The 14,983-nt window shown below is 62.7% G+C and carries 12 protein-coding genes and 1 pseudogene; 10 read left to right on the top strand and 3 right to left on the bottom strand.

Going from position 1 to position 14,983, the window contains the following annotated elements:
- Positions 1-258 precede the first annotated feature (258 nt).
- From P8014_RS18240 to P8014_RS18205, 8 genes and pseudogenes are all read left to right on the top strand, one after another.
- The gene (locus tag P8014_RS18240) at positions 259-1,269 is read left to right on the top strand and encodes a TRAP transporter substrate-binding protein (RefSeq protein WP_337818748.1); all 1,011 of its coding nucleotides are present in this window, start codon (positions 259-261) and stop codon (positions 1,267-1,269) included.
- Positions 1,270-1,286: 17 nt separating this feature from the next.
- Entirely contained in the window at positions 1,287-1,820 is a 534-nt protein-coding gene (locus P8014_RS18235) for a TRAP transporter small permease (RefSeq protein WP_337818747.1), read from the top strand.
- A 46-nt stretch (positions 1,821-1,866) separates the two neighbouring features.
- Complete coding sequence (locus P8014_RS18230) at positions 1,867-3,159, top strand: TRAP transporter large permease subunit (protein WP_337818746.1); 1,293 nt, start codon at positions 1,867-1,869, stop codon at positions 3,157-3,159.
- Positions 3,160-3,256: 97 nt separating this feature from the next.
- A complete protein-coding gene (locus tag P8014_RS18225; protein ID WP_337818745.1) occupies positions 3,257-4,315 on the top strand; it encodes an AbrB family transcriptional regulator in 1,059 nt (352 codons plus the stop codon).
- 66 nt (positions 4,316-4,381) lie between these two features.
- Positions 4,382-5,899, top strand: a complete 1,518-nt coding sequence (locus tag P8014_RS18220) for an APC family permease (RefSeq protein ID WP_337818744.1) — start codon at positions 4,382-4,384, stop codon at positions 5,897-5,899.
- Positions 5,896-6,264, top strand: a pseudogene (locus P8014_RS18215) (DUF559 domain-containing protein); the annotation flags it as partial. The gene P8014_RS18220 and the pseudogene P8014_RS18215, both read left to right, overlap by 4 nt.
- Positions 6,265-6,466: 202 nt before the next feature.
- The gene (locus tag P8014_RS18210; RefSeq protein WP_337818743.1) at positions 6,467-7,846 is read left to right on the top strand and encodes a glutamate decarboxylase; all 1,380 of its coding nucleotides are present in this window, start codon (positions 6,467-6,469) and stop codon (positions 7,844-7,846) included.
- The gene (locus P8014_RS18205; RefSeq protein ID WP_337818742.1) at positions 7,839-9,176 is read left to right on the top strand and encodes an APC family permease; all 1,338 of its coding nucleotides are present in this window, start codon (positions 7,839-7,841) and stop codon (positions 9,174-9,176) included. The genes P8014_RS18210 and P8014_RS18205 overlap by 8 nt, the downstream gene beginning before the upstream one ends.
- Before the next feature lie 22 nt (positions 9,177-9,198).
- Here P8014_RS18205 and P8014_RS18200 read toward each other — a convergent pair whose 3' ends face one another.
- Complete coding sequence (locus P8014_RS18200) at positions 9,199-10,044, bottom strand: ion transporter (RefSeq protein WP_337818741.1); 846 nt, start codon at positions 10,042-10,044, stop codon at positions 9,199-9,201.
- A gap of 811 nt (positions 10,045-10,855) precedes the next feature.
- Here P8014_RS18200 and P8014_RS18195 point away from each other — a divergent pair.
- Positions 10,856-12,568 (top strand): ABC transporter ATP-binding protein, encoded by a 1,713-nt coding sequence (locus P8014_RS18195; RefSeq protein WP_337818740.1) that lies wholly within the window; start codon positions 10,856-10,858, stop codon positions 12,566-12,568.
- A 12-nt stretch (positions 12,569-12,580) separates the two neighbouring features.
- On the opposite strand, the gene P8014_RS18190 is transcribed toward P8014_RS18195, so the two are convergent.
- Positions 12,581-13,120 carry a GNAT family N-acetyltransferase gene (locus P8014_RS18190; protein ID WP_337818739.1) on the bottom strand — a complete coding sequence of 180 codons (540 nt, stop codon included), beginning with the start codon at positions 13,118-13,120 and terminating at the stop codon, positions 12,581-12,583.
- Between the two features lie 469 nt (positions 13,121-13,589).
- On the opposite strand from P8014_RS18190, the gene P8014_RS18185 reads away from it, so the two are divergent.
- Complete coding sequence (locus P8014_RS18185; protein WP_337818738.1) at positions 13,590-14,186, top strand: hypothetical protein; 597 nt, start codon at positions 13,590-13,592, stop codon at positions 14,184-14,186.
- A 191-nt stretch (positions 14,187-14,377) separates the two neighbouring features.
- Here the strand turns inward: P8014_RS18185 and P8014_RS18180 are convergent, their stop codons facing one another.
- Positions 14,378-14,983, bottom strand: a complete 606-nt coding sequence (locus P8014_RS18180; protein ID WP_337818737.1) for an NERD domain-containing protein — start codon at positions 14,981-14,983, stop codon at positions 14,378-14,380.

Below are 14,983 nucleotides of genomic sequence, written 5' to 3'. Positions count from 1 at the left end.
CCACATTCTTACGAATATGTATATTTTATGAAAGAGCAAAAAACCCCACCTATACTGCCCTGGCACTAAGCCAGCTAAAAAGTCTCTTAATGCTGCTTATACGCAGGCAATTCGGGCCACCGTTAAGTTCGGACGGACGCGCCGAATAGGATTGCCCAAATGCTCAGCTGGACCGCCTTCCCACCCACCGGAGCGAATGGCGGCCGCACGCGGCAACGCCGGCTGTGCATATACCTAGAATCGAGAGGAGAAAACCGCATGATGATGAGCACTCGCAAGCTATTTCTTGCCGCACTCGGCGCCGCCTCGCTGCTGTTCGCCACGACGGCGGCACACGCGTCGGACCTGACCGTGCGCTTCGCCTGGTACATGCCGCCGCATACCGCCGTCGCCGACCAGGGCAACGCGATCGCCAAGAAGATCGAGCAGTTGAGCCACGGCAGCATCAAGGTCGAGACCTATCCTTCCGGCTCCTTGCTCAAGGAATCCACCATGGCCTCCGGCCTGAGCAACGGCACCGCCAACATGGGCGTCATGGCCATGCACTGGTGGTCGAAGCTTGAGCCCTCCCTGGGCTGGGACAACATCCCATTCATGGTGACCGACGCGAGCACCCTGCTGAAGAAGCTGCACGGCAAGCTCGGCGCAGACGTCAACAAGGAGTTGAACAAGCACAACGTCGAGGTCATCGGCTGGGGCTTCTACGGCTATGCGATGAGCTATGCCAACAACAAGCACCCCATCAAGGTGCCGTCCGACCTCAAGGGCCTGCGCCTGCGTTCGGAAGGCGATCTGAACGCCAAGTTCCTGATTTCGCAGGGCGCCACTCCGGTCGCGATGGATTCCAGCGAGGTCTATACCGCGATTCAGCGCGGCACGCTGGACGGCGGCGTCTCCGGTCTGTCCACCATCGTCTCGCGCAAGTGGTATGAGGTGACCAAGTACATCACCGCCATCCACTACTGCCCGCTGGTCTATCCGACCATGGTCAACCTGAGCTGGTGGAAGAGCCTCACGCCCGAGCAGCGCTCGATCATCTCCAAGGCCGCGGCCAGCACGGAGAAGGACACCGTTGCGCACATCGAAAACGGGTTCAAGCGTGACATCGCCGCCGCCAAGGCACACGGCGACCACATCTACCGCCCGACCAAGGCCCAGCTGGCCGTCTGGAAGAAGACCGCCTACCAGTTCGAGCTGAAGAAGTACTTGCAGGAAGCCGGCCCGATCGGCAAGCAGTTCGTCAAAGACGCCAGCGCCGGCCAGAAGTAAGAGCCGAGTCAGCCCCCATGTCTGCGAACAGACCTGAACAGACCGGCGCCGCTCCACGGCGCCGGTTTCTCGAACGCGCAACCGTACTGACCGGCCTGCTGGCCGACGTGGCCGGCCATCTTGCCGCCGGCCTGATGCTGCTGCTCACCGCCGGCATCGCACTGCTGATCCTGTTGCGGCTTCTGCACATCGACAATTCCTGGGTCTACGACCTGACGATATTCACGCTCGTCTGGACGGCCTTCATCGGGGCCGTGCTGACGGCATATCGAGACAAACACGTCACCGCCGGCATCGCGCTGGAGAACATCTTCGGACGCGGCATTGTGCTGAGCCTGATACGGTTCGTCATCGTGGCGGGCTTCCTGGTTCTGCTCCTCATTGCCAGCGCCCAGCAATGGCATTCCAGCTTCGTCGACAACGAAACGACGCTGGACGTCGTGCAGTGGCATACCTGGGTCGCCAAAGTGGCGCTGCCGATAAGCGCAGCCCTATGGCTGGTCGCCGAACTGCACAAGTTGCTGCGCCGGCTGACGCGCAAAGACAACTGACTAACGACGTCCCGACAGACGCTATCACCTCAAGAACGGAGCGGACGTGGCCTTTACCCTCACCATACTTTCCCTGGCGGTGCTGCTCATCCTGGGCATTCCCATCGCCATTTCGCTGCTGATCAGCGGCATGCTCGGCTACATGCTGATCATCGGCTTCGAGCCCGGCATGAATGCGCTTGCCAACACGGCCTATCACAGCATCGAGAACTTCGTCATCATCGCCATCCCGCTCTACATCCTGATGGGGCAGGTCATGCTCAAGGGCGGCTCGGGCCGGGATCTGTTCGACCTCGCCCAGCGGGCCACCAAGCGCCTGCCAGGCGGCCTGGCGGTGGCCTCGACCCTGGCGAGTGCGATCTTCGCGGCCATCTCCGGCTCGTCCACCGCGACCGCAGCCACCATCGGCGCGATCAGCATCCCCGAGATGCTCCGCCGCGGCTACGACCGGCGCATGTCCGCCGGCGTGGTGGCCGTCTCCGGCAGTCTCGGCATTCTGATCCCACCCAGCATCTCCTTCATCCTGTACTCGCTGGTCACCGACACCTCCGTAGGCAAACTGTTTCTTGCCGGGATCGTGCCGGGCATCATGCTCGCGGTCCTGTTCAGCCTGTATTCCCTGGTCGCAAGCGCGTTTCGCGCCTCCCACGGGAACACCGCCACGCAGACCGAGGCTTTTCCCGAAGCACCACTGACCTGGGGTATGTTCGGCAGCCTGATGATCATCCCGCTGGTGCTGGGCGGCATCTATCTCGGCATCTTCACCCCCACGGAAGCAGCCGGCGTCGGCGTGATCTACGCCCTCGTCCTGACCGCGTTCTTCAAGCGCACCCTGAGCTGGAAACTGCTATGGGCGGCATCGCGCGACAGCGTGGTGACCAGTTCCCTGATCCTCATGCTCATCGCGGGCGCTTCCGTGTTCGGCAACACGCTCTCGCTGCTGCGCGTGCCGCAGAACGTCGCCATGTGGCTCGACGGCATGCACCTGGGTGCCATGCAGTTTCTCGTCGCGGTCAACTTCCTGTATCTGATTCTTGGCATGTTCATGGATGCCTCGGCCGCCATCCTGGTGACCGTCCCCATTCTGCTACCGGCGCTGCAGGCGCTGAACATCGACCTGATCTGGTTCGGCGTGATCCTAGTCATCAACATGGAAATCGGCGCGGTCACCCCGCCGCTCGGGATGAATCTGTTCGTGGTCAAGGCTATTCAGGAAGACTTCTCTCTACGTGAGATACTAGCCGGATCACTGCCCTACGCCGGGATGGGCCTGATCGGTCTGGTGCTGGTAATGGCGTTCCCCCAAATCGCATTGTGGCTGGCCGGGGCGGGCAGCTGAGCGCCCGCTCGCGCCGACGGGCGATTTGCGGAACGGGGCACGAACCGGACCGCGGTACGGGCCAGGGATCGGCCCCGTTTGGAGACATGGACTCGGCATGAGCCCCCACATCCGTAAGGCGGTGCAAACCACCGTCACCCTCGGCGCCGGCCTCGCGGGCGGCGCCCTGTTCAATCTGATCAGCCTGCCCCTGCCATGGCTGCTCGGTGCCATTCTGGGCTCGGCTGCCGCCGCCATGAGCGGCCTGCCCGTGGGCCTGCCGCGCTGGCTGAGGAACGCGGTGCTGGTAATCGTCGGCCTGATGATTGGCTCCAGCATCCACCCCGGCACGCTGGCCAACGTTGTCCACTGGCCAGTCTCCATGGCCGCCGTTGCCCTCTACGTCGCCGCCTGCACCGCCAGCCTATATGTTCTACTGCGCCGCTTCGCCGGCTTCGATCCCGTCACCGCCTACTTCGCCGCAGCTCCCGGCGGCTTCATGGCCATGACCGTCATCGGCGGCTCCATGGGCGGGCGCGAGCACTCCATCGCGCTGACCCATGCCATCCGTGTGGTGCTCGTCGTATTCACCATCGTCATCAGCTATCACCTGCTGTTCGGCGTCCGCACGGGCATCGCGCCAAGCGCCGCCGGGGTCATGCTCTCGCTGCCCCAGGCACTTGCGCTAGTCGGGATCGGCGGCCTCGGCTGGGCGCTGGGCAAGCTGCTGCGCATCCCCGCCGGGCCCATGCTCGGACCACTACTGCTGATGGCTGCGGCACAACTCTCCGGACTGCCCTTGCCCGCGCTGCCGCAGGCGCCTCTGCTCGTGGCCGAACTGGTGATCGGCAGCGGCATCGGCTCGGATTTCGCCGGCGTGCGTCCGCGCGAACTTCTGCGCGGCATAACGATCTCGTTCATCGGAACCGCTTGGATGCTGCTGCTGTCCGTGCTGTTCAGTCTCGTCCTCGTGCGGCTCACTGGCCTACCCTTCGACGCCTTGTTCCTGGCGCTGTCGCCCGGCGGCCTGTCCGGCATCTCGCTCATCGCCGTGGCGCTGGGAATCGAGCCGGCATTCGTCACGGCGCACAACCTGCTGCGCATCCTGATCATCATGCTCGCCGGACCGCTGGTGTTCCGTTTCATCAAACCGCGCGGGACGGCACCGTCCGACTGAGCGCGAGGCCGTTCGCGTTCCATCCGGACTGCGGAACCTTCCGCCGGCATTCGCATCCGACAAAGCATGCCCACTCAGACGCCAAGCCAGAACGCCAACACCGGACACCTCGGCGTCGTCATGCTCACGCTGATGACTGCGGCGCTGTTCCTGACGCTGCGCAACATGCCGATGATGGCCGAGACCGGGCTGCAGATGGTGTTCTTCAACGCCGTCACCGTGTTCGCCTTCCTCGTGCCCATCGCCCTGATCTCGGCCGAGCTGGCCACCGCTTGGCCCAGGAACGGCGTATTCCACTGGGTCGAGGAAGCTTTCGGCACGCCCTGGGGCCTGACGGCCGCGTGGCTGCAGTGGGTGCAGAGCCTGTTCGGCATCACCTCCATCCTGTCCTACGTCGCGGCCAGCCTGGCCTACGCCTTCGACCCGAAGCTGGCGAACGAGCGCTATTTCATCGTCGCGGTGATTCTCGCCGTGTACTGGTCGGCAACGCTGGCTAACCTGCGCGGCACCCGAGCCTCCGGGCTGATTTCCAGCGTCTGCCTCGGCGCTGGCGTGCTCCTGCCAAGCCTTGTATTGATCGCCCTGGCCGGGCTCTACCTCGCACAGGGCCACCCCTTGCATCTCGACCTCACGCTCAGCGCCGGCAACTGGCTGCCGCTCGCCCACCCGCAGCAGTCGCTGGTGCTGTTCCTAAGCTTCATTTTCGGCGTGGTCGGCATCGAGGTCTCGGCCAGCCACGCGCGCGAGGTACGCGACGTGCGCCGCAACTACCCCATCGCCGTGTTCGCCGCCGCCGTACTCGGCTTCGTCGTCACCCTGCTGGGCGGGCTGGCGGTGGCCGTCGTCGTCCCCAGGGCGCAGCTCGATCTGGTCTCCGGCAGCGTGCAGGCCCTGCAGGCGCTGTTCGACACCTGGCACCTCGGTGCGTTGGTGCCGATCGCCGCGCTGCTGGTGGCGCTGGGCGCAGCGGGCCAGGTCAGCACCTGGGTGGTCGGGCCGGTCAAGGGCCTGTGGGCGGCGGGCCGCGCCGGCAACCTGCCACCCGCGCTGCAGGAGGTCAACGGGCAGGGCGTACCGCGCAACCTGCTCATCGTGCAAGCACTGGCGATGAGCGCAGTAGCGCTGGTGTTTCTCGTCGTGCCCTCGGTCGACACCGCCTTTCTGCTGCTTACCTCCGCGGCAGTGATCCTGTACGCCGCGATGTACCTCATACTGTTCGCCGCCGCCATCCGCCTGCGCTACGCCGAGCCCGACACCCCGCGTCCTTACCGTGTGCCCGGCGGGCGCACCTGGGGCCTGTGGCTGGTCGCCGGCACTGGCTTCGCCACCACCCTCGCCTGCCTGTTCATCAGCCTGCTGCCGCCGGGTGGCGGCGTCGCCGAAGGCGTGTACGCGCCGGCGATGCTTGGCACGCTGGCGTTGATGATCGTCCTTCCCCTGCTGCTCTACCGCTGGCGCCGGCCGGCTTGGGCCAACGTCATTGGCGCCCTCTCCCCCGCGCACGGGAGAGGGAATCATGCGATGTCATCGGATAGTGGTATAAACACTTCTCCCGATACGCACGGCAATGGAGGAGGGAAATGACGCCGGCAAAGCCGCCAAAACCGACTCAATCCCTTCCACCACCCGACGTTGTCGTCTCCCCTCTCCCGGATGCGAGAGAGGGGCCGGAGGAGAGGGCAACAAAACACGCGCGCCTGCTGAAACACGCCAAAACCCTACGCGCCCACCAGACGGAAGCGGAACGGAAACACTGGTGCCAGCTCCGCGCAAAAGGCTTCTGCGGCCTGAAGTTCAAACGCCAGAAACCCATCCGCTCCTACATTCTTGATTTCGTCTGCATGGAACATCGACTGATCGTCGAAGCAGACTGCGGGCAACACGGTGGTGCCAGAGACGACCGGCGAGACGCCAGGTTCGACGCGCAGGACTACACCGTATTGCGCTTCTGGAACCATGAGATCCTGAACGAAACCGACGCGGTGCTGGAACGCATCCGTGCAACACTTTCGACCCTCTCTCCCGCCCCCTCTCCCCAGCAGGGAGAGGGGGCTGAGCTATTGCGCGTTCGATCACTCCAACTCCCCTCTCCCTGCCAGGGAGAGGGGCCGGGGGAGAGGGTAAAAAAACCACACGCAAGGAGTCCGTACCATGGTCAAAAAACTTCAACCCGACGCCGACCTCGCCCCCACCTACGGCTCCCGCGCCATGGCCGAACCGGTACCGAAATACACGCTGCCGGACGGAGAAATGACGCCGCAGACGGCCTACCAGCTGATCCACGACGAACTCATGCTCGACGGCAACGCCCGCCTCAATCTCGCCACCTTCGTCACCACCTGGATGGAGCCCGAGGCAGAGCGGCTGATGGCCGAGACCTTCGACAAGAACATGATCGACAAGGACGAGTACCCGCAGACCGCGGAGATCGAGACGCGCTGCGTCAACATGATCGCGCGCCTGTTCAATGCCCCCGAGGACTGCGAGGCGGTGGGCGTGTCCGCGATCGGCTCCAGCGAGGCGGTGATGCTCGCCGGCATGGCGCTCAAGTGGCGCTGGCGGGCACGGCGCGAGGCTGCCGGCAAACCGGTAGGCAAGCCCAACCTGATCCTCGGCGCCAACGTGCAGGTGGTGTGGGAGAAGTTCTGCCGCTACTGGGAGGTCGAACCGCGCTACATCCCGATGCAGGAAGGCCGCTACGTCATCGCCCCCGACGAGGTGGTCGAGCGCATCGACGAGAACACCATCGGCGTGGTCGCCATCCTCGGCACCACCTTCACCGGCGAGTTCGAGCCCATCGAAGCGATCCACGACGCCGTGGTCGCGCACAACGCCGCGCATGATCTGGCCGTGCCGCTGCACATCGACGCCGCCAGCGGCGGCTTCGTCGCGCCGTTCATCCACCCCGAGCTGCGCTGGGACTTCCGCCTGCCCAACGTCGTCTCCATCAACGCCTCCGGCCACAAGTACGGACTGGTCTATCCCGGCGTCGGCTGGGCGGTGTGGCGCGACAAGCAGCACCTGCCCGAAGAGCTGGTGTTCCACGTCAACTACCTGGGCGGCGACATGCCGACCTTCACCCTGAACTTCTCGCGCCCCGGCAACCAGATCGTCGGCCAGTACTACAACTTCCTGCGTCTCGGCCGCGAGGGCTACACGCGCATCATGTCCACGCTGCGCGACACCGCCACCGAGCTATCCTCGAAGATCGCCGCCCTCGGTCCCTTCGAACTGCTCAGCGACGGCTCCGCCATCCCGGTGTTCGCCTTCCGCCTCAAGGACGCCTCGCGCTATTCCGTGTACGACGTCTCCGAACGCCTGCGCGTCCGCGGCTGGCAGGTGCCGGCCTACACCATGCCGCCCGAGGCCGAGAGCGTCGCCGTGCTGCGCGTGGTGGTGCGCGAAGGCTTCTCGCGCGACATGGCCGACATGCTGATGAACGACTTGGACAAGGTCATCGAGGAACTCGAGGCCGATCCGCCCAGCCGCCCCAAGCAGGCCGAGGCAGACGGCCACTTCCACCATGGCTGAAGCCGTCCAGGCAAGCGCGGGCGGAAAAGCGGGCGACAGGCTCGGCACCGGCGCGCTGCTCTCCATCGGCATCGGCGGCATGATCGGTGGCGGCATCTTCGCCGTCACCGGTCTGACCATCGAGCTGACCCGCGGCGCGGCGCCGCTCGCCTTCGCCGCGTCGGGCGTCGTCGCCCTGCTCACCGCCTGGTCCTACCTCAAGCTCACCCTGCGCTACCCCAGCGCAGGGGGCACAGTGGAGTTTCTCAACCGCGCCTTCGGCCCCGGCGTGTTCACCGGCGCGCTCAACATCCTGTTGTGCCTGAGCTACGTCATCCTGCTCGCCGTCTACGCCTACGCCTTCGGCAGCTACGGCGCGGAACTGTTCGGCGGCGGCGAGACCACCCGCCAGATCCTCGCCAGCGCGGTCCTGATCGTGCTCGCGGTGCTCAACTTTCTCGGCCCGCACCTGGTCATCCGCAGCGAGAACAGCCTCAACGTACTCAAGCTGATCCTGCTCGCCGGCTTCATCGCCGCCGGCCTGCTGATGCCCGGCGAACCCGCGCGGCTCGCACCCGTGCAGTGGGTCGCCCCGCTGCCACTGCTCGCCGGCGCCATGGTCATCTTCCTCAACTACGAAGGCTTCGAACTCATCGCCAATGCCGCACCGCAGGCCGCCGACCCGCGCCGCTCGATGCCCATCGCCTATCTCGGCGGCGTCGCCATCGTGCTGCTGGTCTACATGGGCATCGCTGCCGCCGTGCTGCTGCACCTCGGCTTCGGCGCGATCGCCGCGCACCGCGACAACGTGCTATCCGCCGCCGCGCAGCAGATGCTAGGCCACGGCGGCGCCGTCGCCATCGTCGTCGCCGCGCTGGCCGCCACCGCTTCGGCCATCAACGCCACCTTCTACAGTTCCGGCCGGCTCACCTATCTCATTGCCAAGTACGGCGAACTGCCCGAAGCCTTCGAACACGACATCCGCAACCAGCCGGTCGAAGGCCTGGCGCTGTTTGCCGTGCTCGCCCTGCTGCTGGTCAACGGCGTACCGCTGTCGGCCATCGCCGCACTGGGCAGCGCCGGATTCCTGCTGGTGTTCGCCGCGGTCAATCTGGCCAACCTGCGCCTGGCCCGCGAAACCGGCGCCCGCCCGGCACTGGCCGCCGCCGGCCTGGTCGCCTGCGTGCTGGCGCTCGCGGCACTGTGCATCCAGGTGCTCAGCGATGCGCACACCCGTTGGCAGATCGGCGGTCTTGCCGCGCTGATCGGCTTTTCCCTCGTCACCGAATTGATCTATCGCCGATTCAGCGGCCGCAGCATCCATATGGGGCGGCGAACGGAGAACCGCTGAGAGCGCGCCGCCTGCATGACTTTCAGTTGTCGCGACCGCCCAGGCGCTGCGACAACATCTGCTTCAGCTCCGCAATCTCCTCGCGCAATCGCCGCACCTCGCCGTGCAGATCCGCTTCGATGTGGTCCTGCGTCATCTGCAAGACGTGCACGGTCTCTTCGTGCTCGGCCTCGCTATAGGTCTGCATCGCGTTCACGATGATGCCGATGAACAGATTCAGCATGGTGAAGGTGGCCACGAGGATGAAGGGTACGAAGAAGGCCCAGGCGTAGGGGAAATTCTCCATCACCGGCCGGGCTATCCCCATCGACCAACTCTCCAGCGTCATGATCTGGAACAGCGTGTATAGCGACCGCCCCAGGGTACCGAACCAGGCCGGATAATCCGCGCCGAACAGATTCGTGGCGATAACGCCGAAAACATAGAACAGGATCGCCAGCACGACGATGATCGAGCCCAGTCCCGGGATGGCCGCGAGCAGCGCGCCCACGACGCGGCGCATGGAGGGCACCATGGTCAGCAGCCGCAAGACCCGCAGAACCCTGAGCGCCCGCAGCACGGAGAAGGGACCGGCGGCCGGCACCAGCGCGATCGCCACGACGGAGAAATCGAACACGCTCCAGGGGTCGCGCCAGAACGCCAGCTTGTGCACATACAGGCGTATGGCGATCTCGACCACGAACGCGGCCACAATCGCCTGATCCAGAACGATGAGGACCGAACCCCAGTTCGCCATGACGCGGGGCGATGTTTGGAGGCCAAGCACTACCGCATTGGCGAGGATGAGCCCCACGATGCCCCGCTGCACCGCGGGCCTTTCGATAAAGGCGCGCAGTCGTTCGCGCAATCTGCCTCCCATCGGCTTCATCAAAGAATTCTCCTAAAGCTGGCGCCGCCCGCTCCGGCGTCATACCGCACGGAGGAAGCTGTATTGTAAGTCGACACGGCGGACCGCACGAGACAGGCTCGTACGCCGATGCGGCAACTCAGGACATCATTGCCCCTCGGCAGGCAGCCCATAACGGAATCCAGATCGGGCAACCTCGAACACCTAACGCCGCAGCCGCGCATTTACGCGCATACGCCAGTTCGGATACCGCTCACGCCTCGGATGCTCTTCTTCGCAGCAGGAGCATGGACAGCGGCGCGGTGATCGCCCATGGAAACCCGAGCAACAGCAATCCGTACGCGTAGTTTGGGAAAAGTAAACGGTGGCAATCATAGGGGTGACGACAGCATTGGCCAGGAAGGCGAGCCTTACCCTTCCCTCCGAACCCGTTCGGCCCAGTGCCGGGATTGCCACCAGCGTCGCCAAGCCCATGGCTATGTAACCGATCGCGTCGAAATCCCAGAACAGTGAATGCGGCGGACAGTGAAGGCATTGGTAAAATCAAGGGAAATCCCCTCTTCGCCTGGCTGCCTACATGCATTTCGGTAGCCGTGGCGTAGATCACTGGGGCTTCGCATTCTTCGTTCCGAGGCGCTAGTGTGTTCCACCGGGTCGAGCGCAGTCGGCCGACTCCGCACGGAGGATCGGCTGGAATCATGGGGCTTGATCGCAGGCGAAGCCGCTCCCCGACCGTTCAATGAGTACGCAACTTGAGATCTCAATGACCCCACACCTTCAGGATCCCGACGATTATGACGATCTTGCCGCGCAGCATGTTTCCATCCGGCGCGTGCTGGCGCTGTTCGCCCCCTATCGGAAGCGGATCGCTGCGGTCAGTTTGCTTATGGTGGTAGCTTCGGCGACTGGCCTGGCAGGTCCGTTCCTGCTGCGTGCGGTCATCGATGAAGCCTTGCCACGGAACGATATCGGGCTGCTAGTCTGGCTGGTGGCGGGCATGATCCTTGTGGCGTTTCTGTCGGCTGCGATCAGCGCTGGTCAAGTCATCCTCAGTTCACGCATCGGACAGACGGTTCTGCACGATCTGCGGGTGAGGCTCTACGCCCATCTCCAAAGCCTCTCGCTGCGTTTTTTCACCGGAACCCGAGTGGGCGAAGTTCAATCGCGCATCGCCAGTGACATCGACGGGCTGCAATCGCTGGTGACCGAAACCGCGAATGAACTCGGCCGCTCGCTCAGCGCGGTCGTCATGACCGCCATCGCCATTCTGATCCTCGACTGGCGGCTGGCACTCTTCGTTCTATTCATCGTGCCGGGGACGGTCCTGATCAGCAATCGCGTGGCCCGGGTGCGCGAGGCTCTGACCTACCAGCAACAGGCGCGCGCTGCCGATATGTCGGTCGCCGTGCAGGAGACGCTTTCAGCGTCGGGGATCATCCTCGCCCGCACCATGGGACGGGGACCGCATCTGACGCAACGTTTCGCCCGCATCTCGGGCGACCTGGCGAAACTTGAAGTGAAATCCCATACCGCTGGTGAATGGCAATGGTCGCTGATCGGCTTTGCGTTGGCGGTCCTGCCGGCGATCACGTTGCTGGCAGGCGGGCTGCTGACGCGGACCGGCAACCCCGCTACCATCGGAACGCTGGTCGCGATGATCGCTCTGCAGGAGCAACTTTTGTGGCCCTTCGAACAGTTGCTGGAAATCGGCCGGGACACACGAAAAACGCGCGCCCTGTTCGCCCGGATTTTCGAGTATCTGGACAAGCCCGTCGAAATCACCGAGCGGCCCGATCCCGTTACAATCCGGCGTGCGGACATGCGCGGCGAGGTGGAACTGAACCATGTCAGCTTCGCCTATCGGGAGGAAGGCCGTCCCGCCGTCCACGACATCAGCTTGACCATTCCCGCAGGCAGCCATGTCGCAATCGTCGGTCCGACCGGTTCTGGCAAGACGACGTTGGGATATCTGCTGGCGCGACTTTACGATGTGGACAGCGGCGCGATCCGGTTCGACGGCGTCGATCTGCGCGACATGAGCTTTCAATCACTGTCCGAAATGCTTGGTGTCGTCTCGCAGGATCCCTATCTGCTGCATGCTTCGGTGGCGGAGAACCTGCGCTTCGCAAAGCCCGACGCGACCGAAGCCGAATTGTTCGCGGCGGCAAAGATCGCCCAGATCCACGACCATGTCGCGTCGCTGCCCGAAGGCTACGGCACGCTGGTAGGCGAAGATGGCTACCGCTTCTCCGGAGGCGAGAAGCAGCGTCTGGTACTGGCCCGCACTATCCTGCGCGACCCGCCAGTGCTGCTGCTGGATGAGGCGACCAGTGCTCTCGATACCCGAACCGAACGCGCAATGTCATTGGCGCTGACACGGATGTCGAAGGACCGTACAACGATTACCATTGCGCACCGGCTGTCGACCATCCGCCATGCCGACCTGATCGTGGTCATGCAGGCGGGGCGCATCGTGGAACAGGGCAGCCATGACCAGTTGGTGGCTCTCAACGGCATTTATGCGGGTCTGTTGCGGGGTGCGTGATCTTGCAATGGACTACCGCTCACCGCTTTGAAGCCATTCCTTTCGCAGGATGGCGAACTGCATGGTATTTTCGAAGATTGGTTCTCCGCTTTCGTCCTTTTTGAACGATACATATTCGAGAAACAACCCCTCCTGCCGCATCCCCAATCGCTCGCACAGACGCCGGGAGGCGCGGTTGTGGTCCTCTACATAGGCATAGAGCCGGCGGGCGCCTCTGACGCTGAACAGATAGCTGAACAAAGCCCTGGCGGCTTCGGTAGCAAATCCACAGTCACTGAAATCCCCATTGAAATTCCACCCGACCGCGAACGTGTCCTCTTCGGGAATGGCAAACACGTCTCCGATCACTTCGCCTGAATCTTTCAGGCAGACAGCGATGTGGTCATCGCTTCGGCTTCGATTTTCAACCTCCGCTTCAGCCGCATCCATGCCCTCGAGTTTCATGGAGAGAAAGCAACTCGCTCCGGGTTCATTTAGATATGCGTAAAGCCCGGGCGCATCCCCGCTCCGGAAATTTCTGAGGACAAGCCGGTTCGTTTCAATAGCGTCCATACAACCTCTTTAGTGGCACCCAATCCTGAGTTGGCAACTCAATGTGGCTGGCTCGAAAAAGATAGAGGGTCAGATACCCTCTTGCCTTTTGCCTCACTCAGCAGACACGACAGGCGACGAGGAAAATTTTCTACGCTGCCCACAGGAACCGGCCGTGCAAACGACTGATTTACGAGGGCGGCGACCGGCAGCAGCTGCCCGGAGCCGCCTATGTCCCCGATCGTCCCCGACCAGTCATGTGCATGTATCCATCAGACGATCGGCTATCGGACGCATGCTGACACGGGAGCAACTTAACAGCGATGCGGCGTTGGGAAAACCGACGGAGATTCAGTGTTGATTGTCTCCCCATATCCCACTATGTTCATAGCGCCTATTTTGGGGTTCTTGGCGAACTGCATCTTGAAGCCGCCCTATACGACAGACACATCAGGCGCCATCCGAACAGGTCGGCACAGAGCACCCATCCATGTCCTCGTTTGAAGTCATCATCCGCAACAGCGTCGAACTCGAGCGAGTCCTGAGCACAAATCTCGGTGCAAAGGGTCCGGACCTCCATGCCAAGCTGGACAGTGTGCGCTGGCGCCTGTCCACCGCCCTGATCACGCAGCTCGAGTATCTGATTAACGTGCGGAACGAGGCGGTGAACGCGGCGATAGTCCCGGATGACGTTACCGAGTTCAAGTCCACGTTTGCGAGCGTCATTCAGGCCTTTGAGCGGATGGTTGGCCCAAACGCGCCTCGCGCGGCAACCAAGCCCCCTGAGTCGGCAAAGTTTCCTGTCATAACCCCGATTGCGGAGCGTGTCGAGCCGGTGGCTACGCCCATGAGCAGGTCCATGGGCATGACGGCACCATCTGGCTGGCAGATCGCGCAGCAAGACACGGCCATAGAAGAAATGCTTGGTGCCCTGCTGACATGCGGCGAGCATGAACTCAGTACGAGCGCTCCGAACAAAGCGCCGGCCATGGTTGGAATATGCGAAACGCTTGATGAGGCCGAGGCAAGAACTCCGGCCAGAGAGATAACGATCGGCGCCCTGCTGCTTCGTCCATCACTTGAATAGGCATGTTGCACGATGCCCGCATGAGATAGGCGCAGCCCATTGCTGCGAATCTCTGAGGATGTGCTGCTCTCGACCCCAAGCAGTCAGTTAGTCGTTCTTGGTCCCAATGGCCGGTATTTTCATCAGCAGTCATCCGGGTTCGAATCATCAATTAGGCATCGCAGATGATGAGGAAGAAGCCAAAAGATGCCTTAGGTGATATTTTGCACAGTCCTGCATGTTGGATAGTCTGAGCATGCCCAGAACTGTTTGCCAGCATGGGCCCCTTTTTTAGCTGTGCGCACAATCATGGGGCTCCCACATTTCGGACACCTACGCTCGGCAGAAGGATCGGAGCGAGCTTTAAGTCGCTGGACGTGCTGTACGTGTGTTCTCCGAGTGGGGCCTAGCCGACCTAACTGTATTTGAGTCAGAGCCCCTTGGACTTGTGACTCACTGAGTACCGGCTCAGTGAACGACTTGATGTAGGTGATGTAACCACCACTTTTCGTGACATTAGCAGGCATAGGAGATTTGAACGTGCTGTTTCCTACAAAAACGACTACCGAGTGGATAGTCTCAGCGGGTAGATCAAGTGCCGCCTCCAGCGCTTTTACGTGTTTGTAGTTCTGACGGAGGGGGTTTTGGAACTTGAAGGATTTCTTGAATATCTGCTGTGTCCACTGTGATTGATGTTCACCTCCGAAAATCCAGCCCTTCATGTTCTTAGTTTCTACGACAAAAATGCCAAACCGAGACACGAAGATATGATCGATCTGCGTAGTCCCATCAAGAGTCGGTATTGTTACGTTATGAAT

This window comes from Acidihalobacter sp. (assembly GCF_037381185.1).
GTDB lineage: Bacteria > Pseudomonadota > Gammaproteobacteria > DSM-5130 > Acidihalobacteraceae > Acidihalobacter_A.
Note: the sequence above shows the minus strand (reverse complement) of the source record. Positions and strands in the feature narration are given on the sequence as shown.